Source organism: Streptomyces sp. NPDC036764, from assembly GCF_055609385.1.
On record NZ_JBVJPT010000015.1, the window covers coordinates 16,372 to 40,961 of the forward strand.

23 protein-coding genes are annotated in these 24,590 nt (G+C 68.9%); 14 read left to right on the plus strand and 9 right to left on the minus strand.

Features of this window, described 5'->3' with window-relative positions; all coding sequences use genetic code 11:
* Nucleotides 1–123 precede the first annotated feature (123 nt).
* From ACZ69Q_RS37130 to ACZ69Q_RS37150, 5 genes are all read left to right on the plus strand, one after another.
* Nucleotides 124–507, plus strand: coding sequence for a hypothetical protein (locus ACZ69Q_RS37130; protein ID WP_471050951.1), 384 nt, complete (start codon nt 124–126; stop codon nt 505–507).
* Between the two features lie 255 nt (nt 508–762).
* Nucleotides 763–1,080, plus strand: a complete 318-nt coding sequence (locus ACZ69Q_RS37135) for a DUF397 domain-containing protein (protein WP_471050953.1) — start codon at nt 763–765, stop codon at nt 1,078–1,080.
* Between the two features lie 111 nt (nt 1,081–1,191).
* Entirely contained in the window at nt 1,192–3,132 is a 1,941-nt protein-coding gene (locus ACZ69Q_RS37140; protein WP_471050956.1) for an ATP-binding protein, read from the plus strand.
* A gap of 105 nt (nt 3,133–3,237) precedes the next feature.
* Entirely contained in the window at nt 3,238–4,566 is a 1,329-nt protein-coding gene (locus tag ACZ69Q_RS37145; RefSeq protein WP_471050959.1) for an SUKH-4 family immunity protein, read from the plus strand.
* Nucleotides 4,567–4,636: 70 nt separating this feature from the next.
* Complete coding sequence (locus ACZ69Q_RS37150; RefSeq protein ID WP_471050962.1) at nt 4,637–4,945, plus strand: hypothetical protein; 309 nt, start codon at nt 4,637–4,639, stop codon at nt 4,943–4,945.
* Between the two features lie 31 nt (nt 4,946–4,976).
* Here the strand turns inward: ACZ69Q_RS37150 and ACZ69Q_RS37155 are convergent, their stop codons facing one another.
* Nucleotides 4,977–5,408, minus strand: coding sequence for a hypothetical protein (locus ACZ69Q_RS37155; RefSeq protein ID WP_471050964.1), 432 nt, complete (start codon nt 5,406–5,408; stop codon nt 4,977–4,979).
* A gap of 213 nt (nt 5,409–5,621) precedes the next feature.
* Here ACZ69Q_RS37155 and ACZ69Q_RS37160 point away from each other — a divergent pair, with 213 nt between their 5' ends.
* Complete coding sequence (locus tag ACZ69Q_RS37160) at nt 5,622–6,149, plus strand: LppU/SCO3897 family protein (RefSeq protein ID WP_471050967.1); 528 nt, start codon at nt 5,622–5,624, stop codon at nt 6,147–6,149.
* Nucleotides 6,150–6,194: 45 nt separating this feature from the next.
* Here the strand turns inward: ACZ69Q_RS37160 and ACZ69Q_RS37165 are convergent, their stop codons facing one another.
* Nucleotides 6,195–6,566: a hypothetical protein gene (locus ACZ69Q_RS37165; protein WP_471050970.1), complete on the minus strand. Its 372-nt coding sequence runs from the start codon at nt 6,564–6,566 to the stop codon at nt 6,195–6,197.
* A gap of 196 nt (nt 6,567–6,762) precedes the next feature.
* Between ACZ69Q_RS37165 and ACZ69Q_RS37170 the strand changes: the two genes are divergently transcribed.
* The 6 genes from ACZ69Q_RS37170 (at nt 6,763) to ACZ69Q_RS37195 (ending at nt 18,469) form a co-directional block, all read left to right on the plus strand.
* Nucleotides 6,763–7,347: a hypothetical protein gene (locus tag ACZ69Q_RS37170; protein ID WP_471050973.1), complete on the plus strand. Its 585-nt coding sequence runs from the start codon at nt 6,763–6,765 to the stop codon at nt 7,345–7,347.
* Between the two features lie 247 nt (nt 7,348–7,594).
* Nucleotides 7,595–13,588: a toxin glutamine deamidase domain-containing protein gene (locus ACZ69Q_RS37175; protein ID WP_471050976.1), complete on the plus strand. Its 5,994-nt coding sequence runs from the start codon at nt 7,595–7,597 to the stop codon at nt 13,586–13,588.
* An 854-nt stretch (nt 13,589–14,442) separates the two neighbouring features.
* Complete coding sequence (locus tag ACZ69Q_RS37180) at nt 14,443–15,879, plus strand: SUKH-4 family immunity protein (RefSeq protein ID WP_471050978.1); 1,437 nt, start codon at nt 14,443–14,445, stop codon at nt 15,877–15,879.
* Nucleotides 15,880–16,156: 277 nt separating this feature from the next.
* Nucleotides 16,157–16,447, plus strand: a complete 291-nt coding sequence (locus ACZ69Q_RS37185; RefSeq protein ID WP_471050980.1) for a hypothetical protein — start codon at nt 16,157–16,159, stop codon at nt 16,445–16,447.
* Nucleotides 16,448–16,456: 9 nt separating this feature from the next.
* Complete coding sequence (locus ACZ69Q_RS37190) at nt 16,457–17,716, plus strand: SUKH-4 family immunity protein (RefSeq protein ID WP_471050981.1); 1,260 nt, start codon at nt 16,457–16,459, stop codon at nt 17,714–17,716.
* A gap of 219 nt (nt 17,717–17,935) precedes the next feature.
* Complete coding sequence (locus tag ACZ69Q_RS37195; RefSeq protein WP_471050984.1) at nt 17,936–18,469, plus strand: hypothetical protein; 534 nt, start codon at nt 17,936–17,938, stop codon at nt 18,467–18,469.
* Between the two features lie 78 nt (nt 18,470–18,547).
* Here ACZ69Q_RS37195 and ACZ69Q_RS37200 read toward each other — a convergent pair whose 3' ends face one another.
* The 7 genes from ACZ69Q_RS37200 to ACZ69Q_RS37230 all read right to left on the minus strand — a co-directional run bounded on the left by ACZ69Q_RS37200 (nt 18,548) and on the right by ACZ69Q_RS37230 (nt 23,126).
* Nucleotides 18,548–18,778 carry a hypothetical protein gene (locus tag ACZ69Q_RS37200; RefSeq protein ID WP_471050986.1) on the minus strand — a complete coding sequence of 77 codons (231 nt, stop codon included), beginning with the start codon at nt 18,776–18,778 and terminating at the stop codon, nt 18,548–18,550.
* 112 nt (nt 18,779–18,890) lie between these two features.
* Nucleotides 18,891–19,175: a hypothetical protein gene (locus tag ACZ69Q_RS37205; protein ID WP_471050989.1), complete on the minus strand. Its 285-nt coding sequence runs from the start codon at nt 19,173–19,175 to the stop codon at nt 18,891–18,893.
* An 18-nt stretch (nt 19,176–19,193) separates the two neighbouring features.
* Nucleotides 19,194–20,324, minus strand: a complete 1,131-nt coding sequence (locus ACZ69Q_RS37210; RefSeq protein ID WP_471050992.1) for a hypothetical protein — start codon at nt 20,322–20,324, stop codon at nt 19,194–19,196.
* Between the two features lie 144 nt (nt 20,325–20,468).
* A complete protein-coding gene (locus ACZ69Q_RS37215) occupies nt 20,469–20,879 on the minus strand; it encodes a hypothetical protein (RefSeq protein ID WP_471050994.1) in 411 nt (136 codons plus the stop codon).
* Between the two features lie 272 nt (nt 20,880–21,151).
* Nucleotides 21,152–21,553 (minus strand): hypothetical protein, encoded by a 402-nt coding sequence (locus ACZ69Q_RS37220; RefSeq protein WP_471050997.1) that lies wholly within the window; start codon nt 21,551–21,553, stop codon nt 21,152–21,154.
* A 73-nt stretch (nt 21,554–21,626) separates the two neighbouring features.
* A complete protein-coding gene (locus ACZ69Q_RS37225) occupies nt 21,627–22,751 on the minus strand; it encodes a WXG100-like domain-containing protein (RefSeq protein ID WP_471050999.1) in 1,125 nt (374 codons plus the stop codon).
* Between the two features lie 48 nt (nt 22,752–22,799).
* A complete protein-coding gene (locus ACZ69Q_RS37230) occupies nt 22,800–23,126 on the minus strand; it encodes a WXG100 family type VII secretion target (protein ID WP_471051001.1) in 327 nt (108 codons plus the stop codon).
* Between the two features lie 172 nt (nt 23,127–23,298).
* Here ACZ69Q_RS37230 and ACZ69Q_RS37235 point away from each other — a divergent pair, with 172 nt between their 5' ends.
* Both ACZ69Q_RS37235 and ACZ69Q_RS37240 read left to right on the plus strand, forming a co-directional pair.
* Nucleotides 23,299–23,835 (plus strand): hypothetical protein, encoded by a 537-nt coding sequence (locus tag ACZ69Q_RS37235; RefSeq protein WP_471051003.1) that lies wholly within the window; start codon nt 23,299–23,301, stop codon nt 23,833–23,835.
* 42 nt (nt 23,836–23,877) lie between these two features.
* Nucleotides 23,878–24,489, plus strand: a complete 612-nt coding sequence (locus tag ACZ69Q_RS37240; RefSeq protein WP_471051006.1) for a hypothetical protein — start codon at nt 23,878–23,880, stop codon at nt 24,487–24,489.
* Nucleotides 24,490–24,590 lie beyond the last annotated feature (101 nt).

The window sequence follows — 24,590 nt, forward strand, 5'->3', positions numbered from 1 at the left end:
CCGCGAAGGGTGCCGCCCCTCTCCGTTGCCCGTGGGGGCCTGGGGCTCGCACGGGGACCCCGGTTAAGCTGGCAGCACGACAGAAATGACGAGCCACGGGGGGCAGTTGTGCCGTCGGACTACATGGATTCGGATCCCGAGGTCCTCAAGACCGAGGGCTTCCACATGTTCAACGTCGGCCTGGACTTCGGCAAGGCCGTGACGGCCCTGCGGACCGGGCTGACCGCGCTCGAGAAGGGCGACACCCCGCCGTGGGGCGACGACGACATCGGCGAGAAGTTCGGCGTCGTCTACGAGGGCCTGCGCGACGGCATGTACGAGTCGATGGCCAGTCTCGCGGAGCGCATCGCCGGGATGGGCGTCGCCTTCACCAAGATGGGCGTGGCCCACGAGCTGAACGAGGCCGAGCAGGACGCCATCTGGAAGGAGACGACGGCCCAGTACGACGGCCAGGTCAAGGTACCGACCGGGGTCGCGCACGCCAGGTTGCGGCCGCACGACCTCTGAGCGGAGGCCACGTCACAGCCTCACGACCCCTGAGCGGAGCCGACGTCACAGCCTCACGACCCCTGATCCGCGACGGGCACGTCACAGCCTCACGACCCCTGATCCGCGACGGGCACGTCACAGCCTCACGACCCCTGAGCGGAGGCGACGTCACAGCCTCACGACCCCTGATCCGCGACGGGCACGTACGGGGCGACGGACCTCAGTAGGGTGAGACCCGTACGTCGTTCGCACGTCAGGAAGAGGCCCAGCGGCATGACCGAGGCAAGCAACAACGAGGTCGGGACTCAGGCCGAGGACATCAAGGCGCGCAAGGAGCGGGAGCGCGACGAGCTGTACGCCCTCGACATCTCCGGTGTCGAGTGGCACTGCGCGCCCGGCACCGAGCAGCACGAGGAGCGAGTGGAGATCGCGTACCTGCCCGAGGGCGCCGTGGCCATGCGCTCCTCCCTCGACCCCGGCACCGTGCTGCGGTACACCGAGGCGGAGTGGCGGGCGTTCGTACTTGGCGCGCGGGACGGGGAGTTCGACCTGGAGGCGTCGCCTCGGGGTGGTGGGGTGGCGGCCGAGTAGAAGGCGGCCGTTCGGCAGCGGGCAGGGTCCTCCACCTGCCCGGCCGACCTGCTCGACGCCTAAGATCAGGGTCGTATCGAACGCGTCCGCGACGGCGGAGGACGGGGACCCATGACCGGCTCGACCGAGGACTACGCACCACACCCCCACATAGGCGGCCGCACCGCCGCGCTGCGCGCGCTGAGCGCATGGCGTGGAGCCGCGCCCGGCGCTCCGCGCGTGGTGGTGCTCACCGGTGGTTCGGGCAGCGGGCGTTCGAGGCTGCTCACCGGGTTCCTGACGCTGTGCGATCCGGAGTACCGCAAGCGGCTGCCGCTGGACGAGATGGATCCGTCGACTGTGCCGCCGGAACTGCCCGCGCCCGCGGTACCGGCCGCCGAAGGGCTCACCGCCGCCCAGCTCCTCTGGCTGCTCGCCGACCACTACGAGCTCGACGCCGGCAGCACCGAGGACGTGTTCGCCGAACTGGCGGCGCTCGCCGAGCCGGTGACCGTCGTCGTCCCGGATGTCGACCGCGCCGGCCCGGTGCGGGCCACCGGTGAGCCGGCCCGGGTCGTCCGGGAGGTACTGGCCCCGCTGGCCGCCACCGGGACGGTCCGGCTGCTGACCGAGGTGCCGCGTCCACTGGCCGCCGAACTGGCCGCGGGGCTGCCGTCCGGCACGGTGCGGGTCATCGATCTCGACGAGCCGGAGTGGGCCGACCCCGAGGGCCTGGTGCTGCACGCGCAGGCCGCGCTGAACCCGGAGTTCGGCGCACCCGAGCTGCCGTTCACCGTGGATCCCGCCGTCCGGCTCGCGCTGGGCGCGGCGATCGGCCGCAGGGCCGGGAGTCCGCTGGTCGTCCAGCTCACCGTCAACGGCATCCTGATGGCACCGGAGGGCTTCGACCCGGCCGACGAGAGGCATCTGCCGACCTCCGTCGGCGAGGCTCTGGACCTGCACGCCGGGCGGCTCGGCGCCGACCCGCAGACGCTCCGGCTCCTGCTGGCGCCGCTCGCCCTGGCTGAGTCCGACGGCATGCCGGTCCACCTGTGGGCGAGGCTGGTCAGTGCGGTCGCCGGGCGGGACATGAGTCAGGCCCTCGCGGACGGGATGCTCCTCGCCGGGCCCTTCGTGCAGCCCAGGGAAGAGGAGGAGGCGGCGGACACGGAGGACGGCCCGCGTACGTTGGTGGGGCTGCTGCACCCGGCCGTCGGGGACGAGATCCGCGCCGGGCTGCCCAGCGTCCGCGCCGCTCAGACCCAGGTCGCGATGGCGCTGCTGGAGGCCGTGCCCGAGCAGGATTGGAGCAAGGCCGACCCGTACGTCCGTGACCACATCGCCGGCCACACCCTGGAAGCGGGTCTGCTCCCCCAACTCCTGACGGATCCGGGCCTGTTCGTGCACGCCGACCCGGTTCCGCTGCGGGCCGCCATCGAGGCCGTACCGGTGGAGGAGCTGGGTGCTCCGGCCCGTACGTATCGGCGTACGGCGCCGGTGCTGACCCGCACCCAGCCGCCCACGCTGCTGCGCGCCGCTCTGCTGGAGACGGCGTTCGTCGAGGACGGGCTGCCCGAGTACGCCGACGCGATCCACCAGCGGCTCGGCCTCGAACTGCCCTGGCGGACGCTGTGGAGTCTGCCCGTCCACGGCATCAGCGCCGTGACGGTCGGCAGCCTGCCCCACCCCGACGGCACGGCGACTCCGGTGGCCGTACTGGTGGTCCCGGCAGGAACGCCGGGGGCTCGGCCGGTCGGTGAGCCCGGGGAGGAGCCCCGTGCCGCGGCGCTCGTCCATGGCCTCGTACGACCCGGTGACCTCGCTGACGTCGACCCCGCGCTGATCATCCGCCCCTCCGAGGAGCAACGTGCCGCCGCGCCGCTGGGCCTGAGCCGAGGCGCCGACTACCTGCGTGTCTGGGACCGGGCGGACCAGGAGGTCGTGGCCGCGCTGATCTCCGACACGTCCTTCACCGCCGCCGACCTCTCTCCCGACGGAATCCTGCTCCTCGCCACCGAGCGCGGGGCGAAGGCCCTCCGCATCCGCGCGGCGGACTCGGGGATAGCCTCGTAGGCGCGTACGAATGCCGGACGGACACCGTGCACAGGCGCCCCACCTGACCCGCATCACCCACATGACTCGCACCACCAGCGACCGACCCCTCCGAAGGAGCCTCCCGTGACCAGCCAGGAGCAGGCGCTCGCCATCGCCGACCGTTGGCTCAACCCGGAAGGCTCGGCGCAGCCGCACCGCGAGGTCCGGATGCAGGAGTTCGACCTGGGCTGGGTCGTGTGGGCCGCGCCCGCGGAGCCCGAGCGTGACCCGGAGACCGGGGAGCGGCGGCCACCGGCCGAGATCGGCAACGCCTGCGGGGTCGTGGACCGCCGTACCGGCGAGCTGACGGTCTGGCCGTCGGTGCCGGTCGACGAGGTCGTCCAGATGTACCGGCGCAAGCACGGCGCCGCGGGGCAGGGAGAGAGCCCGTCGGGAGAGACCCGGCCGGTCACCGGACCGGGCAACACCGCCGTCTTCACGTACATCGACCCGGCGAACGGCGAGGAGACGACCCTCTTCCGCAACTCCGGCCCCGGCCTCGCCCCTTCCGAGTACCAGGCGTGGGCCGACCTGCGAGGGATGAACGTCCCCGCCGACAGCGTCATCGCCATCCACACGGACCTGAGTCCCAGCCTCCTCCCCGGCGGCTACACGGCCGAGCTCCTCAACACCTTCCCCAACGCACAGCTGTCCTGCTCGCAGAGCTACGGCGCCCTCCCCGAGGTACGCGCCGAGGGCATCGAGGCGCTGGTCGAGCAGGTCGAGACGATGCACCGGACCGCGGGTCAGCAGCCGCCGCCCCGCCCGCACCGCGTGCCGGTGCCCGCGCAGGTGACACCCGCGGAACCGATGAGCGACGAGGCGCTCGGCCGGCATCTCGTCGACGTCTTCGGCGAGGACGGGGTACGTCGCTACGACGCCGAGGTCGTCGCGGGCAGCACGCTCCCGGAGACCACCGGCTCCACGCTCGCCGAGGCCGGGATCCCCGCCGACCTCCCGCTCTTCTTCACCGCCGACCGGCCCGAGGCACCGCCCGCCGGTGGACTGTTCACCGATGTCGCCACGAATCTGCGGGAGCGGCGCAGTCCGGCCGGCGAGGAGAAGATCGCCGTCCTGGCGCACCTGGCCCGGATCGGGTTCGACGGCGTCGCGGTCATCGCGGTGCAGTGCCGGCCCGGGGCGGGCCAGCCGGACGGCCTCGGCGCGCTGTGGGCCGTGGATCCGGTGACCGCCACCTCGCGCTACGTCAACATCTCGGCCGCCGCCTTCGCCCGCTCCCTGGCGCTGCTGGCGAACGCACGACAGCGGATGCGCGGCCTCGACCCGGTCGCGGCGGGCGGTGAAGTGGCCGCGTTGCAGGAGCAGTTGGCGGCCGTCGACGCCTCCGCCCTCGCGAACGCGGACACGTGGTGGTCACTGATCGTCGAGCAGATGTGGCACGGGCTGTTCTGACCCGCCCCGGGTTCAGCACCGCGAAGTTCCCGCCGAGAGATCCAGACCCAGCCGACTAGGAGCGCAGCACGTGACTTCGGACAACCCGGCCCCGCCGACCACCGCCGAGCAGGCCCTCGACATCGTGCGCGGCCGGTACGCGCAGCCCAAGCTGCCGGACGGCACTCCCGCCGAGCTGCGCGTCGAGGAGTTCGACATCGGATACCTGGTGTACGCGGTGTTCCCGCCGGTCACGGACGCGGCCGGCCGACCACAGCCCGCTCCGCCCGGCGGCAGCAAGATCGTGGTCGCCAAGGACACCGGCGAGACCGTGACCGTCCCCAACTATCCGACCCAGACGGCGATCGCGCTGTACCGCAAGCAGCGTCAGGCTCAGTGAGCCGTACGTGGATCGGTACCGGGTGCGGGGATCAGTACAGCGAGAAACCGCCGCTGTGCCGGCCGCCCTGGCCCTTCTTCCCGTCCTGGGAGGGCTGCCCCTGCGGGCCCTTCGGATCTGCGGACCCTGAGGACGGGCCACCGCTCCCCGGCGTCTCCCCGTGCCTGACCTGGTCGCGCTCCTCCTCCGAGAGCGACTCCCACTGACCGCGCAGGGACGCCATGCCACCGCCGAGGGCGCGTGCCACCGCGGGGTCGTCCAGGGCGTCGCGCAGGGCGAGACGGCCGGAGAGCATCCTCTTGGCGGCCTCCTGCATGTCCTTGCTGACACCGTCGGTCTCGGTCAGCTTGCGCAGCGCGGAGTTCAGCGAGCGGATCTGCGCCGGTTCGAGGGCCTCGTCCAGCACACCGCGCTCCTGCGAAGAGCCGTGCGGGTTCGGTGAGTTATCGGGTTGCCTGGCCATGTCGCTTCTCCTCGCTGCTCCTGCCCGAACTCGACATCCGCAGTATCTCCCGTCACGCGCGGGTGACGCGCCCCGCCCGCCTTCGCACGTGATCGGGTCTCGCCCCCCCGTGACGACCCGGCCGGCCGCAGAGGGTAGCGTGCGCCCGGTCAACTTCATGTTGATCTTGTTCCCGCTCATACAACTTTCAGTCAATTACGGGGTTCCCCAGGCATGTCGACGCCTCCTCCGCAGTACCCGAACCAGCCGTACGGCCAGCAGCAACCGCCCTATGGGCAACCGCAGCAGCCTCAGCCGTACGGGCAGCCGCCCCAGCAACCGTACGGATACCCGCAGCAGCCGCAGCCGCCGCGTGGTCCACAGCGTCCGCAGCCGGGAGCCGCGTTGCGGATGGTGAAGGCGGCCGTCGTCGTCATAGCGATCGTGGGCGGCCTGGGCTACTACGTCTGGGACTACAACACCAGCCCCGCCGGCGGCAAGGCGAAGGCGGAGGCCTCGGCGTCGGCGGCCGCCGAGGAGGCGAAGACGCACGACCCGGAGGTCGGCGACTGCGTCAAGGTCGCGGACCCGAAGGGCAAGCCGGTGCCCACGGTTGTCGACTGCGGCTCGCCCGAGGCCGAGTACAAGATGGGCGAAATGCTGCCCGGCCAGGGCCAGGAGTGCTCGGCGAAGTACGACTACGGCATCCAGTACTACAGCAGCCGGGGCTTCGACTACACGTTGTGCTTCACCAAGGTGTGAGCATCGGGTTCATCGCGTGGGCGAGGGAACGGCTGACCGGGCTCGTCAGGGCAACGCGTTCCCCAGTGTCGCCCCCACCGCTCCCACGATGATCGCCATCAGGGCCCAACGGGTGCGTCCGCGGCGGGCCCACTCCACGGCGGAGCCGGCGCAGGCGAGGCTCATGGCGTATGCCGCGGTCCATGCGCCTGCGCCGCCGTCGAGGCGTCCCGCGATTCCGACGAGGCTGTACAGCGCCACGAGGGCCCCGGCGCCCATGAGGGCGGTCCGGGCGCTCCGCGCCTGCTGGGACCGTGCCCGCGCGACGCCCGGATCCGGCATCTGCTGGAAACGCACGCGGAGTTCATCCGCTCCTTGCCGGACCGGCTCGCGCTCGTCGCGTCCCGCCAGCGTCTGTTCCCCATCGTGCGTAGTCATGACGAGGGAGCGTAATGCCAGTGGCGGGAGATCGAAGCATCGGGCAAGTGCGGTGCGACCGCGGCGCCTCCAGAGGGCGGCGAGCGCCCTGCTGACCGCCCCCTCGGATTCGATAGGCTCACCCACCATGTTGCCGCCGCACACCCCCACACCCTCCCCGAACGCCGTCGTCATACGTACCGGCCGCCGGGGCGCCATGACCGGTCTCCCTTGCTCCGTCGTCCTGATCGCGATCGGCGCCGTGGGCGTGTTCGGCGCCGCCATGGTTGCTACCGGGAACCAGAAGGGCGAGTCGAGCATCGCCGGCTACGCGGGCATGGTGTTCATGCTGGCTCTCGGTGCCCTCGGTGTGTTCCTCTTCATCGGCCACTGGGCGAACCGCCACAACAGGATCCTGGTCGACCACACCGGCCTGTGGGTCGCCGGCAAGAAGGCCCAGAACGTCATCCCCTGGCAGACCCTGGCCGGAGTCGGCCTGTTCTGGAGCAAGCTCGGGCAGAGCAACAAGGTCTACTCGCTGGAGCTGTTCCCCGTCGGCCCGATCGACCGCAATGATCCGGTCCTGTGGACCCTGGTCCGCGACGAGGAACCCCTGCACCCCGACATGCCCGGCCTGCGCTACCGGCTCCCCTTCCCCGCCGCCCAACAGCATCAGGTGGTCTCGGCGGTCAGGCAGTACGTCCCGCACATCTGGCTCGGCGAGTCCGAGCGTGCGCAGGGTCACATCGGCCGCCCCGACGTGAAGGGACACCGGGAGCGCACCCGGGGCCGTACGCAGTGAGCCGTGCGATCGCGGTTGTCCGGCCGACGTGATAGCGCACCTCTCCGGACAACCGCGCCATCCTGCAACGGATTTGTGACAGCAACCCCCTGAACCAGCCTGCTGGTGAGTCCGTAAACTTTGCGGGCGGCTGTACTCCTGTGTGATTTCCCTTGACGGATGAGGGAGTTGTACGGCCGTTCTGGCTACGGGGGTGCTAGCTGCTGTGTCGATGATGCTGCCGGACGAGCTCGAGTGGGTTCTCGAGATGCTGGGCTACAGATGGCCCACGGCGGACGAGGACAAGCTCAGAGACTCGGCCACCCTGTGGCGGGAGTTCGGCGAGAAGGTCAACGGGCTGCACACCACGGCGAACACCAGCGCCCGTCAGGTCCTGGCGCACAACGCCGGCGAGTCGATCGACAAGTTCTCCAAGACGTACGAGAAGTTCGACAGCGGCGGTGGCGACGGCTACCTCCAGAACGCAGCCCAAGCCGCCTTCATCATCGCGAACGTGATGGAGGCCTGCGCCTACCTGGTCGAGTTCGCCAAGTGGGCGGTGATCGCGCAGCTCATCGCCCTGGCCATCGAGATCGTGGCCGCGCATGCCGCCGCGCCCTTCACCTTCGGCCTGTCCGAGGTCGCCGGTCTCGGCGCCACCCAGGTCACCCGGCTGATCGTGCGCCGCCTCCTCGACGAGCTGAAAAAGGCGTTGATGGAGGCGATCGTCGAGGCGATGAAGGAGCCGGCGATCTCCGCGATCGAGGCGATCATCACCGACCTCATCCGGCAGACCGTGAACGTCGGCTTCGGTGCCCAGGAGGGCTACGACGTCAGCGCCACCATCAAGGCCGGTGGCCAGGCGGGCCTGGACGCCCTGAAGCAGACCCCGCAGACCCTCGCCGAGGGGGTCCGCGACAGCCTGGGGCACAAGGCGGGCAACAAGTTCCACCACGCGGTCGACAGCCGTATCGACGGGTACAACGGGCCGTCGAGCAACGGCCTCGGGGGCGACGGGGCGGACGGTGACGGCGGCAGCACCGGCAATAGCGACGGTGACTCCGGCTCGGACAGCTCCAGCTCTTCGTCCACTTCGTCGAATTCCAACTCGTCGTCGGACTCGGGCTCGGACTCGGGGTCCTCGAGGTCGTCGGACTCCTCCTCGGACTCCTCGTCGACCCGTACGCCCACCGACGTCGGCTCGAACATAGGCCGCGGGATATCCGCCGACACCGGCGGCAACGACATCGGCGGCCCGGATGTGGGCGCCGGCCCCGACTCCGGCCCTGGTTCGGACTCCGGGCGCGACTCGTCATCGTCGGACTCCTCGTACCCTAGGCCGACGGGGTCCTCCTCGAGCCCGTCCCTGTCGGACTTCGACGACCCGTCGCCCGGCGGCCCGTCGTCCAATGCCGGGGACGGGAACGGCTCCTCCGGTTCCCCGAGCACGTCCGGCAGCCCGTCCAACAGCGGCGGCGGCTCCCATGTCTCCGGGCTGTCCTCCCCCACGGCGCATTCGGCGCCCACGCCGTCGTCTTCCGGCGGTACGTCGTCGTCGCCGGGGAACGGGGCGATCGGCACGTCGATCGACAGCCTGGCGGCGACCACACCGACGCAGTCGAACGCCGCGCCCACGACGGCTACGTCCGATCCGTCGCCGTCGGGGACGGGTGGTCGTTCGGACGGTGGCTCGGCCGTTCCGACGTCGCCTGTGGCGTCCGCCGCGGCGGGGGGCGGTGCGGGGTCGCATCACGGTGGGAGTGCGTCGGGCGGCGGCTCGCCCTCCGCGACGAGCCCGACGCCCAACTCGGGCCCGGCGAGGAACCCTTCCGCCGCCACCCCGTCTCCTACGGGGACCGGGCCTGCCTCTACACCCAGCCCGACTGCGGGCACCGGGCCTCGGAGCACACCGGCCACGACGCCGACCTCGACGCCGGACGGTCGAGGTGCCGGGGCGGGTGACGGGCGTACCGGGCCTCAGCGGGCTCCTGGGGGTACGACTCCGGGGGACGGGGCCGGGCCTCGTAGTACGGCCGGGAACACGACCGGGAATGCACCAGGGAACACGACGCCGGGCGGCGACCGCAGCACGCCGCGGAACGCGCCTGGGACGACGCCGGGGGATCGTACGTCGCCGCGGAACACTCCGGGTACGACGCCGGGTACGACGCCTGGTGACCGCACGTCGCCGCAGAACACCCCGGGTGACCGAACTGCGCCGCGAAACACACCCGGTACGACGCCGGGTGACGGCAGCACTCCCCGGAACACCCCCGGGAACACGACTCCGGGTGACCGCAACACTCCGCACAACACCCCTGGCAACACGACCCCTGGTGATCGGACGTCGCCTCGCAACACCCCGGACTCCTCGGGCAACACCCGTACGCACACTCCGGGTCAGGACGCCAGGACGACCACCCCGAACCAGACGCCGTCCCATTCGAATCCGTCGCAGTCGAACCCGTCCCAGTCGACGCCGTCCAGGACCTCATCGCCGTCGACGAGCACGAATACGACGACGCCGTCCACGTCGACCGGTACGGGCCCCGACCGCAGCTCGACTCCGAACAGCGGCACACCGAGCAACTCCAACTCCAACCCCTCGACGCCGAGCAACCGCACACCGAATGCCTCGACCCCGTCGAACCAGCCCGGCCCCGCGACGAACCACCCCACACCGGGCACGCCGAGCACACCGGGCACGCCGGGCACCCCGAACCAGCCGAGCGCGGGCCCGACGCCCAACAAGCCACCGCACCAGCCCACGGGCAACACACCGAACACCCCGCAGCAACCGGCCGCACACACCAACAAGCCGGAGAACTCGCAGCAGAACCCGGATCAGCAACAACAGCAGCAACAGGTGACGCCGGTCCCGATCCACACGGTCGTCACCACCCCGTCGCCCTCGCACGCGCAGCCGGACCCGACCACGCCCCAGAACCCGGGCTCACCCCATGCCACCCCCAACGACTCCGGCAATCAGAACCACCCCAACCAGGACAGCCTGGACGACATCCGTTCCGACCTGGACCACTACCCGGGCGGCCTGACCGAGCCGGACCCGGCGGACCAGCAGGCGCTGGCGGACGCCGTACCGCGCAACGAGGACGGCACGCCGGAACGTTTCCCGGACCCGCACGGCTCCTGGTCCCAGCTCCAGAACGACGGCGGCAACACGGTGCCGGGCCGCAGCAACAACTGCGCGGACTGTTCCCGCTCCTTCCTGGAGACCTGGTACGGCAACCCGCAGGTCTCGGCGCCCCGCACGGTCGACACCGACGCGAACGGCAACCCCGACTACTGGTCGCCCGAGGACAACGCCAACGACAACCAGATCCGCTGGACGGGCGCATCCCACACCTACGCCGGCCCGGGCGGCGACCCCAACACCGCCAACAACATCGCGTCGGTCCTCCAGCAGTCCGGCCCCGGCTCGGCGGCCATCGTCCAGGTCGACTGGCCCGGCGGAGGCGGCCACGCCTTCAACGTCGTCAACCACAACGGCAGCATCGTCTGGATCGACACCCAGAGCGGCGACGTCAGCGACCAGCCCCTCCACATCGACCAGGCGGAACACGTCTGGCACATCCCCCTGGACGCCGACCGCAACCCGATCGACCTGAGCCAGCCGAACGCGACGGACTCAGACCAGGGGACGGACAACGCCCAGGACGGGACGGACGCCGCTCAGGAGGGGACTGACACCTCTCAGGACGGGACGGACGCCTCTCAGGACGGGACGGACGCCTCTAAGGGCGAGGCGGACGCCTCCACTCAGGAAGCGGACGACTCGAACCAGAACGCCGAGAACTCGCAGCCGGACCCCGAGAGCACCCAGCAGAACCCGCAGCCGTCCGAGGACGGCACCGACACCACCCAACAAGGGGCCCAAGACTCCCCCGACACGAACGAGAGCCAGCAGACCAACGAGTCGGACCCGTCAACCGAGTCGACGGACGACAGCCCTTCCGACAACTCGGATCCCAACAAGTCCGAGAGCCCGGACACCACTCAGCCTGAAAGCTCGGACCCCAACAAGTCCGAAAGCCCGGACACCACTCAGCCCGAAAGCGCGGACTCCACCAAGCCCACGGACCCGGAGCCCTCTCAGACCAAGGACCCGGACCCCGCCCAGCCCGAGAACGCGGAAACCACTCAGCCCAAGGATCCCGACCCCGCCCAGCCCGAGAACTCGGACACCCCCCAGGCCGACGACCCGGATTCCGGTCAGTCCACCGACTCGGACACCACCGAGACCAAGGACCCGGACTCCACCGAGTCCACGGACTCGGACAGCGCGACCCCTGAGAAGTCCGACGATGGCTCCCCTGAGAGCCCTTCGCGTCCAGACCCGGTCCCGGCCACGGCCACTCGCGACACCACCCCTCCCGGCGGTGTCACCCACCCCACCCCCTCCGAGCAGCAGTCGCTGGAGAACTCGGTCCCCCGAGACGAGAACGGCGACCCCATCCGGCCGCCGGACCCGGCGGACGGCCCCTGGGTCCGGAACATCAACGGCGATGGTGCCGACAGCCCCGGTCGCAACAACAACTGCGCCGACGTGGCCCTGTCCACCGTCGACACATACGCCGGCAACCCCACGGCCGCCGCAGCCCGCACCCCGGACCCCAACCCGGACGGGACCCCGTCGGACCGCGGCGAGAAGGCCGGCCGCGACCGCATCGAGAACACCCTCGGCGCCCGCTTCAGCGACATGGGCAACGGTCGCGGCGCCTTCAACCGCCTGGAGAACACCCTCCGCAACAGCGGCCACGGCTCACAGGCCGTGATCATCACGCAGGACGCCAACGGGCGGGCCCACGCGTGGAACGCCGTCAACCACAACGGCCGCGTCACCTACATCGACGCCCAGACGGGTCAGCAGAGTTCGAAGCCACTGCACAACGGGAACAACGGGGTCTTCGCGATTCCGCTGGACTCGAACCGGCAGCCGGTCACCCCGGACAACGACACACAGTCACGCCCCGCTGCAGAACGGAAGTCCGACGGGCAGACGCCCGAGACGCGGGGTAGTACGGATCGTCGGGTCCCGCAGGATCCCGCAGGGGCGGCCCCTGAGGGAGACAAGTCCCCCGAGCGGCCACGCGGCAGCGCCGAGTACGAATCCGTTCAGGGTCCGAAGGATACGCACTACGACATGCTCCCCGAGCCGTCCCAGGCTCACCTCCGGGAAAGCAATGAAGTCCGGCAGACCGACCTCAAGCCCGTATACGACAACCTCAAGAAGTGGAGCACCGACGGCGATCTCCGTTCCCTCCTGCACGACGGTCTCGCTGCCGAGCAGGGTGGTATCCGTAAGCAGACCCTGATCGATGCCTTGCCCGGGTTCGGTGACATGACCGAGGGGCAGCAGGGAGCCGTCGTCGCGGCACTGGCCCGGATGGACCTGCGCTTTCATGCGACGAGCTCGGTCGGAATCGCGCTCGACCCCAATGCCGACAACCCGAACTCACCCACCAACTTCACTCCGACCACAGACGATCCTGAGAAGGCTGAGCGTTCCAACAAGGCCCGTGAGACCATCCAGAAGCTCATGGACAAAGCGGGTATCAAGTCGGGTGGATTGCATTACCACAACAGGTACGACATACCGAATCGGGCCGGCCTGGAAGCGGCCATCGCCGATCGCATCGACGACGGCCAGGGACTCACAGACAGCGAGATCGAGGATGCAGTCCAGCAAGAGCTCAAGGCGCTCGAAGAGCACAAGGGCGACTGGTCACGCAAGAACTACGCCGTCGTCGAAGTACGCGATCCGGAGAATAACAACGAGATCCGATATGTCGTGGACAGCTCGCTGCCGATGAGTCAGCCTTGGGGCTCCGGTGTCCACTCGGAGCCGCATGCCATGGACTGGATCAATTCGGTGAACGAAAGGCGCGAAGCTGCGGGCCAGCAACCGTTCGAGCCCATCAGTCTCTATACCGAACGCGAACCGTGTGGCCACGCCTCTGGGAACGACTGCTCGGACTATCTGGCGAATGAAGTCGAAGACGGCAAACCCGACGACGAGCTGAGCGAGGGAGAGAAAAAGAACAAGCTCCGCATTCACTACGGTGTCGGATTCCGTAGGGGTGCGATTGATGAGAATGCGGACCTGACGCAGGACGACGGCACCACGATGACCCCCGCCGAGGCCAAGGACGCGGCCCGGGTCAAGTTCAAGGCCGACTTCAACAATTACGTGAACCGAGTCAAGGGCATTTGGGAGAACAACGCCAAGTCGGGTCAGTAACGTCGCTGGACGCCCCACCGCCCATGAAATGGAAGGGATTCACCCCAGTGCCCGAGATCAACGCTGAGGACTGGGCTCGCATCGAGATCTGGCGGGAGCTCCCCGCCCGGCAGCGGCGGGTGTTCTCCGTCATGGGTCCGGCACTCAGCGGCAAGACCGCGTATCTACGAGCTGTTCGGGACCGTTGGCCCAGCGCCATTCTGATCGATTGCCGGGGCATGAGTGCCGACACCGTGGCCACGCGCATGCGCGAAGAGTGCCGCGCCGCCCCTGTCGGTCGTCCCTGTGTCCTCCTCCTCGCCAATGTGCAGTACGCAGGTGAGGTCCTGACGTCGACCGAACCGGCCCGCGTGGCGGAGATCCTGGCTCCGGGATTCAGACGGTTCGAAGGCCGTGAGGTCTGGGTCATGGCGGAGTACGACCCGGACCTCGTAGCTCCGCCCAGGGTCGCCGAATCCGAAGTCACGCTGCCCGCGCCGACTACGGCCGGTGGGGCTGCCGAAGAGGAACCGGCCGCAGCCGGCCGGCTGGGAGCACTGGCCGCCGCAGAACTACGTCAAGTGCCGCTGTCTGTCTGGGAGTTGCTGGCCTCCGCCAGCGGTGTGCCTACGACGGCCCAAGACCTCCTCTCCTTCGCCGAACAGCAACCGGATGTCCTGGTCGTGGACGAGGACCGGTCATCGGTCGCTTTCCGGTCGGAACCTCTCCTCCACGCATGGCGACGCAAGCAACCATGGGATTCCGCGGCTCAGTCTCGCGCCGTCGAGGCGCTGCTGTCCGCAACCGCGGACGGCGGACCGGGGCTCTGGTCCCAGCAGGGACCAATGGGTCGGTACGCCGCTCATGCTCTTCCCATGCATGCGGCGCTGGCTGGTGCCCTGCCCCGCCTTGTGGACGACGGGCGGCTGCTGGCCCAGTGCTCGGCCACCGCACTGCGTGAGGGCCTGGCCATCGCCTATCCCGACGGGGTGCCGTACGCGAGCGTCGCAGCGATACTGCACTATCTGGAGATTCAGGGCATCTCTCCCTCGTCCCAGGGTGAGTGGGTGGCCTGGCTCCATCACGCGGCACTCAGCGCGGGGCGTGTAGAGCTGGCCGAACAACTACTCGACTCAGGGGTCCCGTTGCCGTGGCGGACCACTTGGACCCGCTGGCGCCCCATGGGCATCTTCGGCCAAATCCGAGACGAGGCAGGCCGTGTGGACGAACTCGGCGTGGCAGACGGCGAGTCCGGTCTGACTGTCGTTACGGCCCGGGACGTGACGACGGGCAAGAACGCCTACCGGAAAGACCGGTACATCCGTCAGGTGTGGGTCCCGGCGACCGGAGAGCCCGCCTCAGCTCCGGTCGAGGTGCGAGCCTCCCTCGCAGAAGACGATCTCGCCTGGAGCACCGCACGCCGCTCGGTAGGTTCCGAGGCGTCCGCCGTCACCTTCGCCGAACACACGGACAGCGGGTGGCAGATGGGGGCCTCCGCACTCCCTCATCCGCCCAATTGCCCGTCCGCGGTGACACAGGGCCTGTACGTCGACGGGCAGTGGGTGCTCGCCGGTGTCGGAGGACTCTTCGCCGTATCCGTCCAAGCGGCTGGAACCGCAGCACAGGACACGTACCGCAAGCGGCCCCTGGTCGCCGCACACACCCGTCCTGCTCCCTGGCCGCTACCGCCGTCCGCGTCCGCCGCCCTGCGCGGTGACGGCATGCGGAACTGGCTCGAGGAGACCTTTGGTGCGGGGACCTGTCATCGGCTGACCGAGGATCAGCTCCCCCAAGGGCTGTCCGACCGTGCCGCGCGCAGCTTCCTCACCGAGACAGGTCTGCCGGAGATCGACGATTTCCTGCATCTCGCCATCACCCCGCGCGGCGACAGCTCGCTACCCGAGGTGGCCTGGCCCGGTCGCGGCCGGGACGTACCCCGGCAACGTCGCGCCAGGAGCGAGGCACCCAGTAGCGGCCCGTTCTACGAGCTCGGTACCTGGATGTACTCGAGGCTCCTGCTCGACGGCAGTACCGGTCGGCTCTTCAGGGACACCACAGGTGGTTCGCCCGACCCTGTCGCCGGCAGCAGCCTCAGACAGTTCTTCGCCATGGTCCGCTTGTACGACGAGTTCCGCAGGACACACTTCCCCTACGCCACCGACCACAAGGACGCGCAGCACAGCCTCGCCAGGTGGTGCGAGCAGATCGATGATGTGGCCGCCCGAGCCGAGGTCTGGACGCTCATCCTTGAGGGGCACGACTTCGATGACAGCACCTGGGACTTGGCCTCCTACGGGGATGAATGGGTTTGACACCGGGGCGTAGGCATCCTGCCTGAAGCGCAAGGGGACTGTCGCGAATGCTCACCGGTTCCGGATGCGCTGCGCCTCGGACTTCCGCAAGCGGCTTACCCTGCACGAGCTCGATCCGACGACCGTCACCCCCGAACTGATGGCTCTCGTCACCATCAGTGGGCCTGGGCTCACGTCGGCTGCGTAATCTGACCGGCCCAGGGCTGATCGGAGTGAGGAACCAGCCTCGCTCAAGCCGAGCGCGCTGTCCGTGACTGGCTGGTCGAGCCTCGGCAACGTGGATCTCGCGCTGGCCGAGCTCCGTCGTGTTCCCTTGCCTGTGTGGACTGTCCTCGCCCGGGCGCTGGGGTCCCATGTGGGCCGGACTCCGGATGTCGCCCCAGCGATGGGGGCTTCTGGTGAGCTGCTGGAGGTGGAGGACGACGGCGCCCATATTGATCAAGTCGCCCTGATCGACGCAGCCCGCGCCGACTCGTATGTCGTGAACGGTGCGTGCCCGGCCGGGGACGCCGTCAACTTGTGGATGAGTGGCGTCGATTCCCTGTCCCAGGGCGAATGGGCATCGTGACTGCACTTGATGAGTACGGTGCGTGGCGACACCGAGACCGCCGCCCAGATCGCCTCGTCCGGCCAGCCGCTGCCGTGGCAGGTGCGCCGGGCACATTGGCGGCCGCCGGGTGCCGTGAACGCCGCCTATGTTCGGCCCGGTCCACTGGGTGATCCGGTCATCGCCCCCGAGGGCTGTCTCCCTGACCGGCACGCCGTTTCCGCACCGGGGGAATGGACGAGCGATACCGAGTCTGGGACGCCGAAACCGGCGAAGAGCTGGCCGGAGGCGATGCCGGCACCGGGACGGCGCGAGCCGCTCTGGCTCACCGACGTGGACCGCAACGTCACACCCGACTGGGACGATCTGACCGTGTTCGACACCCTGGAACCCCCCTTTGTGTCGGATCAGATGAGGGTCGGCGACCTCCTGGTCGTGACGGGGCTCGGCGGCATTTTCGCGGTCGAGGTCCACGACCCCGCCGTAAGTCCCCACATCAGCAAGGTGCACGGGGAGCCCCTCTTCGACGACCCCGGTTTCCTCCCGGCACTGCACCACGGGACAGCACGGCGCCGAGGCTCGTACGATCCCGACCTCTTCGAACCGGGCGTCGTACGTCGTCTGCCCACCGGCCTGCTGCCCGAGGGAGTGACGGACGCGGAGGCACGCCGCGTTCTCACAGAAGTCGGCCTGCCCGCCTCCGAAGGCGCCGCCATCCGGCTGGAGGCACTGGACGAAGTGCGTCTGCTCCAGTTCACCCCTGGCGCCCTGCCGGCAGACGCCGTCCCAGGTACGTACTACAAGATCGGTACGTGGGGTGCCGGCGACCTGGCCCTGCACGGCGGAACGGGGCAGGTCATCCTGTTCGGTGCGGACGACTGGAGCAGCGCAGAAGACGACTTCGATGCCTACTTCGACGACGAGCCCGCCGACCCCGACGACGGCGGAGAGCCGGAAACCAGCGCCGTATTGATCGCCGGCAGCATGGCCGCGTTCATCGACCTGCTCCAGCACTACCTTGTGGCCCGGTGCATGCTGGCCGCGGCGGAAGCCGTACCGAGCGCGTCGCGATCAGAGACGATCTGGAGGACACGCTGCCCGACCTCGACAACGCAGACACAGACACCAACTTCTGGACTGCCGCGCTGCGAAGCACGGACTGACGATCCTCCTGATCGGCCTTCGCCCCAGCGTGAGTGGCTGACGCCGCTGCACCAGACGGTTCAGCGCATCGCCTCATCGTCCGCGCCCTTCACACCGCCCGCTCCGCCCCCGACGGCCCTCTCCTGATCTCACTGATAACTTGCTGTTCCTACTCGATCACTCCGTGGGAATCCAATGAGCCAGCCGCCCTTCCAACCACCCCCGCAGCATCCTCAGCCCCCGCAGGACCCCAACAACCCGTACATGCAGCCGGCCCCGCCACAGCACGCACCGGGATTCGGCCCGCCGCCGGTTCCCGGCCAGCCTCCGATGCACCCCGGGATGCCCCCTGCCCCAGGACAGCCGGTGCAGCCGATGTACCCGATGCAGCCCACCCCGCCGTTCCAGGCGCCCTACGGGCAGCGGCCGAACGCAAGCGGTCATCCCGTGGGGGCGGTCTTCCTCGGACTCTTCGCGTCGGTCATCGTCTCGCTGCTCTACAGCGGTCTCATCCTGGCCACGTACAAGGACCTGACGGTCACCCAGGCCAACACCATGTACCTGGTCCACGCGCTGCTCAACGGCGCGATCGTCGGCTGCCTGATCGGCCTGGTGGGTCACCGCAGCACGGGCGCGCACGTCAGCGGGGCCGTGATCGCCGCGGCCGGCGCCTTCTTCGGCTTCACGAATGCGCTCCCTCTGATCATCGCCGACAGCCAATCACCGGCCGCCATCGGGGACATGATGGAGGCCGACCCGCTCCTGCCGGCCAAGTCCTGGTGGAACAACGAGCTGGACGGCGGGGTCGACTGGTTCTCGCCGCTCGGCCTGCTGCTCGCCGCGGCAGCCGCCTGGGGCCTCGCGTACCTCATCGGCAGCAGGCGTCGTCGTCAGATGTGACGTCTCGTCAGGCGTCGGTCCGGGCCGCCCTCCTGGGGCCCGGTCGGTGGCCGAACCCCGGCCTTCGGCCGGTTCGCTTCAGCGCAGGGCAGGGCTGTCGCCGAGGCTCGCCAGTACTACGGCGACACAGCTCACGGCCATCGACCAGCGCGTACGGCCGCCCCGGGCGAGCACGAAACCGCAACCGCCAAGCGCCGCACCCACGGCATACGTGGCGACCCAGACACCGGCCGCATCGCCCCCGCCGAGCCGTACGACGATGAGAACGAGGCTGACGAGGACCACCAGCCCGGCGAACGCCGCGTACATCCCGCGAGCCCGCCGCGCATCACGCCGCCTGCCCTCCGCGAGATCCGCCCGGCCCTGAGCGCGGAACCGCGCCCTCAGCTCATCTCCGCTCCCGGGCGGCCCGCCCATCGCGCTACGCCCCCTCGAGCGACGCCAGGAAGAACGCAAGCGGCAACGTGGCCACGGCCAGGCCGAGCCCCGCCGCCGCCATCCCCCCACGGATCTCCCGCTTCGCCCGGACTGCCAGAAAGGCGGCGATCGGCGGCAGCACGCAGCACAGGAGCAGGCTGAAACGCCAGCCCTCCTCGCTGATGAAGAAGACCATCGCGGCCAGGCAGACCGGAACCGCACCGACGCTCAAGGCACGGGCACGCGAGAGGAAGAGCTCCAGGTCGCCGGCTCCACCGAAGAAACTCATGACGCGGGCTCCCGGCTCCTAGACGGCGGCGTGATCGTAACCACTGCTGCCCACCTGCGGAAAACCGTCCGCCGCCGAGAACCCGTTCACGGCCGCGGACATCACGACACCGAGCGCGGCCAGCGCCGAAGCGAACGTGTCGAACGCCTTGGCCGCTTCGGCCCACATCTGCATCAGCCGGATGGCCTGTGCCGCGGCCAGCGCGAACATGGCGATCGACGCGGCCTGCCCACCGACCGGGATGGCGTTGACGGCCTGCGCGGCCAGCAGATTCACCAGCCAGATGACGAGCAGATCGCAGAACATCACCAGGAACGACTTCAGGAACTCCGCGAACTGGAACGCCATCTGCGCGGCCTGCGCATAGCAGCTCTGGAGAGACTTGAAGGTCTCCTTGATCTCCTCGAGCTTCTTGGTGAACTCGTCGAAGTACACGGTCGCGGCATTGGCGGCATTGCCGTCCCAGCTCAGACCGACGTTCTGCGTGCCCTTGCGGACATTGGCGGCCACCGCGTCACAGAAGGAAGCGAGGTTGCCCCATACGTCGGAGCAGTCGTTGTACTTGTTCCAGTCGCCGAACACCCAGTTCGTACATTCGGCGAAGGGGTCGAAGTCGAAGAGGAGCTTGGACGCCTCCACCGCCATCGCGGAGGGGCTGCCCAGGTCGAGGACGCTGCCGAGCGTCTTCTGCACCGGGTTCATCTGGTACTCGTCGGCGTGACCCGAGGCGTATTTGACGATGGGATTGCTCGGGTCGCCGGGTGCCTTCAGTACGTCCACCGCGTCACTGGCGTCGGAGAAGTCCTGCGGGTCTCCGCCGGAGCCGCCGTCCGAGACCTTGGAGCCGGGGTAGGTGGCGTCGAGCTTGGCCGCCTGGTCGGTATCGGTCTCCCGGTAGTACTTGGCCGTGCCGGTCAGCTCCTTCTCGGACGCCTCCAACAGGCCCTTGACCTTCTCCAGCGCTTTCTTGGCCTCGCTGACGTACTGGTCGTGGTCGCCCGCGACCAGGTCCCAGGCAGCCCCGCCGACCGACGCGTCGATCTCCGCGTTGGTGCCGGTGTACGAGACGGCCTGCGCACTGCTATCCGCGGCACGCCCGACCAGCTTCGAGAAGCCGTCGATCGCACCGGGTTCTACACGGAAGTTCATTTCTCCCCCATTGCCTGCATCGGATCACCGGGCGGCGGTTCGGCCACCGGGCGCGGCCACTCGTCACCTCGTCACCGGGCACGACCGCTCAGCGCCTCAGCGCCCGGGTGCATCAGTACAAGGACCAGCCACGTCCGTCGTGCCTCAGTACAAGGACCAGCCGCGTCCGTCGTGCCTCGACGGGCTCGACCGGTTCTCGGACTCCGCACGCCGTTCCTCGTCGAGCTGCCGCCGCTGTTCCTCGAGCCGGCGCTCCCCGTCCACGGCGAGCGCCTCGCGCTCACTGTCGGACATGGAGGCCCACTTCTCGGCGAGCGGAGCCGACTGCTCCACCGCCTCCTCGGCGTACGCCGACACATTGGCCGCCTCGCGCAGCCCCATCCGCCCGGAGAGAACCTCCTGGGCCATCTCCTTGAGCGCCGGACCGCCGAGCCCGGAGGCGAGATGCTCCAGCGACTGCTTGAGGATCTTGGCCTGGGCGGGGTCCTGCTGGGTCATCTCCAGAAACTCGGAGTCGTCCACGCGCTTGCCGGAACTGTTCGCGGCGCTGTCCAAGGGGTACCTCATCGGGCGGTTCGGCATTTCTCGACCGGCGTGAACCTACCAATGCACCTGCGAACGCTCAACACACCCCCAGCGCGTCAAGCCCGCGCGCCGCAGCAACTCGACAACGGTTACGCCGCGTTGGCCATTCGGAAGCGGTTCTCCCCGCGCTCTCCCTGCAGGGACATTCGATTGCGACGAATTAATCGCGCATGCGCCTATTCCTGGAATACGCTCCGAAATGACCGAGAAGCGAGTCGGTGTGAAAGTTTCGAGGAGGAACCTCAGCGCTGAGCCGATCGCCCTGTCGCCCCGCCCGTCCGCCCGGTGGCATGTACGGGCGCGTCCCGCTCGGCGCGCTCGCGGTCCAGCTCTGCCTGCTGCCGGGCGTCCCACTCCGCGAACCGGGCCTTGGACCGCTGCTGCTCCGCATACGTCTGGTCGTCGGCCGCCCGGCGGATCTCGTGCATGCGCTGGTAGACAGCCTCGGTGTACCGCGGGTCCTGGAAGGCGTCCTTGATGTCGACGCCCCCGCTCAGCACGGACCGCGCCATCTCGCGCAGGTCCGGGCCGAGCGAAGTGGCGTTGGCGATGGTGCGCAGGGACCGGTGCAGCCGCAGGGCCTGCTCGGGGTCCTGGGCAACGCCCATGAGTTCCTCGTCCTGGATTTCCCGGTGCGCGGTCATGGGTGCGGTACGTCCTTCGGGTCGGCGATGGGAGGCGGCAACAGCGGGGAGGGCATCCGAAGCAGCGGCGAGGTCATCCGAACTCGTTCCGAGCCCAGTCGTCCGCGCCGGCGTCGGCGGGGCCGGAGGAGCCTGAGGTACGGCTGGATGCCGGACGCCCCGCGGAGGCGGTGGCCGGAGCCCTGTCGGCCGTGTGCCTGCTGTCGGCGCTGGTGTTCGTGGTGGTGCTGGTACCGGTGCCGGCATCGGATTCGGCGTTGGCATTGCCGTTGGCGTTGGCGTTGGCGTTGGCGCCGTGCCCGGTCACCGCGTCGACACCCTGCTGCGCACGGTCTCCGACCGCCCCCGTGGCGGTCTCCTTCGCGTGGTCGAGGTAGGTGTTCGGATCCGCGTAGCCGGCGAGCGTCGACCCCTCGCCGCCGGTGACCTCGTTCTTGAGGTCACCCAGATACTCACCGGCCGCAGTCTTGGCGACGTCCGCGGTCTCACCGAGATCGATGCCGGACCGAGCGTCGAAGTAGGCCTCGATGCTCTGCTGGCCGACGTTCTGTGCCATGCCGACGGCGGCCTCGCGGGCCTTGTCCTTGGCGGCGTCGACGACCTTCTCCTGAACGAACTGCTTGACCTGCTCCTTGACCACCTTCTTGGCGACCTTCTTCAGGGCGTCCATGGTGGCGTGCTCCATGGCCTTGGTGACCGCCTCCATGACCTCCTTCTTGAGCCGGTCCAGCAGTTCCCGGACGATCAGCCGAGTGGCCTGGGTCGCACCCAGCGCGCCGATCTCGGACAGTCCGAAGGTGAACGGCGCCGCTGCCTGTGCCGCGATGATCTCGATGGCAAGGGCGATGAGCTGGGCGATCACGGACAACTTCGCCGTGAGGACCGCGATCGCGGCCGCGTCGAAGGCGAGGGCGATCACTTCGCACGCGGTCTTGGCGTCCGGGAGGTAACGGTCCTCGCCGTTCGCGCCGGTGTAGGCGCCCCAGTCCTTGCTGAAGCCCTCGATGGCAGAACCGAAGTTGCTGGCGACGACGGTCCGGGCAAGACCCTCGCCCTGCGCCTCGATCTTCTCCAGTTCCGCACCGAAGGCCCGCCAGGTCTCGGCGACCTGATGCAGTGCTTCTTCGTCGGCCTCGGGCCAGTTGTAGCCGAGCAGATCAAGCACCCAGACGAGCTCGCCGGGCAGTGTGAGCGACATAGCAATATCCCCGTTTGACCCCGATAACCCCAATAGCCCTTCACGTACCTACAGTTGGCCGGCGATCCCGCCCAGAAGGCCACTGTTCGACGCGTCCGAGGTGTCGTAGTTGGACGCGTTGTCCTGGAGGTTGTGCCCGATCTGCTGGAGCCGTTCGGCAAGGCTGTCCATCGACGTGAAGAGCCCGTCACGAATCGGCGTGTAGATCTCGCCGAAAATCTCTCCGAAATCAGCGTCCGCCCACGGCTCCCCGATCCCTTCGAGGTCGCTCTGAAGCCGCTTGGAGGAGCTCGCGAAATCGCCACCCAGGTCCGCGAACTTCTGCCCCTGCCGACGGAGCACATCCGTGTCCACACTAAAGAAGTCGTACGTCACCACTGTCCCCCGAAGTCCCTTTGCAGTACGTCATATTGCACGACAGGCCGATAGCTTAGACTCCTCGCGCACGACCCCGAAAGTCCATCGGTAAAGAGAACGTCAAGTTATCCAAAGGGACCCTCAAGTGGTGACAGCCCAACCGCGTTACAGCAGCTCAGGAAGCCTGTGGGTGGGAAGACTCATCGGATTGGGACTGCTGTTGACGGCTGCCGTCGTCGCCATGGTGACCATTCCGGAACTGCGCAGTGAACTCGCAGGCGAGGGCACCGAAGGAACCCTCACGGTTTCTTCATGCGAAGCACACACAAAGACCCATTACGGCACGCACCGGCGTTCTACAGAACTCCAGTTCAACTGCGCCGGAAACTGGACAGCGCAACACGGTGAAGCTTCCTACCGAAATATAGAAGTGGACACTTCATCGCGTTTCGAGACCGGGTCGAAAATCCCCGTGGTCCAGGTGGGCGATGCGTTCGAACAGCCCCGGGACCGCGATCCCGGAGACGACGCCGCGGTTCTCGCGCTCTGCCTCGCCTTGCTGGCCGCAGGCACCTACTGCCTCCTCACCGGCTTCGGCTCCCGCAACGGCCCCGACTTCACGAGCTCCTGGCGGCGCCTGCCGGCCCCGACCGTCACCGGCCCCTTGGTGGGCGGCCTGTTCACGCTGGGCGTCCTGGCAGCACTGGTCTGCGCCGTCGCTCTGTGATGCCCGTATCAACACCCGCGTCCGCACTCTGAGGAGCCCTCCATGACACAAGTACACGGGAACCCCGCCCCGAACACCGCCGCCCCCGGAGACCGCGCGGGCCTCGGCCGCCTGATCGGCGCGGGCCTCATCCTCCTGGGCCTCGTCCTCCTGGCCCTGGGCGCCTACCTCGGCCCGTACACCTACTCCTCGTCCACACAGGGCAAGCTCACGGTCGAGACCTGCACCGTCGACTACAAGTACCGCTCCAGCACGTCGAGCAGCTCACGCAAGAAGACCAAGACGAAGTGGTGCTACGGGACCTTCACCTCAACCGACGGCTCCACCAAGGACATCAACGCCGAACTCAAGAGCGACGCCCTGCACCAGCGCGGCGACGTCATCGAGGCCCTCAAGACCGGCGACACCTCCTACCAACAGGACCACGGCTGGACCGGCGCCATCGCGGTCGGCTGCGTCTGGTGGTTCGCCGCCCTGATCCCCCTCGCCCTGGGCCTCCTCAGCACCATCACGGGCTTCGCCTTCGGAGGCCCCGCCGACTTCCGCAACGCCAAGCAGACAGCGGGCCAGGGACTGATCAGCACGGTCCACACCCTGATCGCGGTGGGCGTGATCGGCTTCGCGATCAGCCTGTTGGTGATGTTCTTCGTGTGACGGAGGCCGGGTCTGCAAGTGAGGAGATGGGACGCCGCGTGCGGTGAAGACAGCGCCGGCGGGCGTGACTTCCGTCAAGTCACACAACACGCAATGACCCT

What these genes read in the sequence shown, in the direction of transcription:
- ACZ69Q_RS37130 (WP_471050951.1), top strand. Translation starts at nt 124, where the DNA reads ATGGATTCGGATCCCGAGGTCCTCAAGACCGAGGGCTTCCACATGTTC.
- ACZ69Q_RS37135 (WP_471050953.1), top strand. Translation starts at nt 763, where the DNA reads ATGACCGAGGCAAGCAACAACGAGGTCGGGACTCAGGCCGAGGACATC.
- ACZ69Q_RS37140 (WP_471050956.1), top strand. Translation starts at nt 1,192, where the DNA reads ATGACCGGCTCGACCGAGGACTACGCACCACACCCCCACATAGGCGGC.
- ACZ69Q_RS37155 (WP_471050964.1), bottom strand. Translation starts at nt 5,408, where the DNA reads ATGGCCAGGCAACCCGATAACTCACCGAACCCGCACGGCTCTTCGCAG.
- ACZ69Q_RS37160 (WP_471050967.1), top strand. Translation starts at nt 5,622, where the DNA reads ATGTCGACGCCTCCTCCGCAGTACCCGAACCAGCCGTACGGCCAGCAG.
- ACZ69Q_RS37165 (WP_471050970.1), bottom strand. Translation starts at nt 6,566, where the DNA reads ATGACTACGCACGATGGGGAACAGACGCTGGCGGGACGCGACGAGCGC.
- ACZ69Q_RS37170 (WP_471050973.1), top strand. Translation starts at nt 6,763, where the DNA reads ATGACCGGTCTCCCTTGCTCCGTCGTCCTGATCGCGATCGGCGCCGTG.
- ACZ69Q_RS37175 (WP_471050976.1), top strand. Translation starts at nt 7,595, where the DNA reads ATGCTGGGCTACAGATGGCCCACGGCGGACGAGGACAAGCTCAGAGAC.
- ACZ69Q_RS37180 (WP_471050978.1), top strand. Translation starts at nt 14,443, where the DNA reads ATGCATGCGGCGCTGGCTGGTGCCCTGCCCCGCCTTGTGGACGACGGG.
- ACZ69Q_RS37190 (WP_471050981.1), top strand. Translation starts at nt 16,457, where the DNA reads ATGAGTACGGTGCGTGGCGACACCGAGACCGCCGCCCAGATCGCCTCG.
- ACZ69Q_RS37200 (WP_471050986.1), bottom strand. Translation starts at nt 18,778, where the DNA reads ATGTACGCGGCGTTCGCCGGGCTGGTGGTCCTCGTCAGCCTCGTTCTC.
- ACZ69Q_RS37205 (WP_471050989.1), bottom strand. Translation starts at nt 19,175, where the DNA reads ATGAGTTTCTTCGGTGGAGCCGGCGACCTGGAGCTCTTCCTCTCGCGT.
- ACZ69Q_RS37210 (WP_471050992.1), bottom strand. Translation starts at nt 20,324, where the DNA reads ATGAACTTCCGTGTAGAACCCGGTGCGATCGACGGCTTCTCGAAGCTG.
- ACZ69Q_RS37220 (WP_471050997.1), bottom strand. Translation starts at nt 21,553, where the DNA reads ATGACCGCGCACCGGGAAATCCAGGACGAGGAACTCATGGGCGTTGCC.
- ACZ69Q_RS37225 (WP_471050999.1), bottom strand. Translation starts at nt 22,751, where the DNA reads ATGTCGCTCACACTGCCCGGCGAGCTCGTCTGGGTGCTTGATCTGCTC.
- ACZ69Q_RS37240 (WP_471051006.1), top strand. Translation starts at nt 23,878, where the DNA reads ATGACACAAGTACACGGGAACCCCGCCCCGAACACCGCCGCCCCCGGA.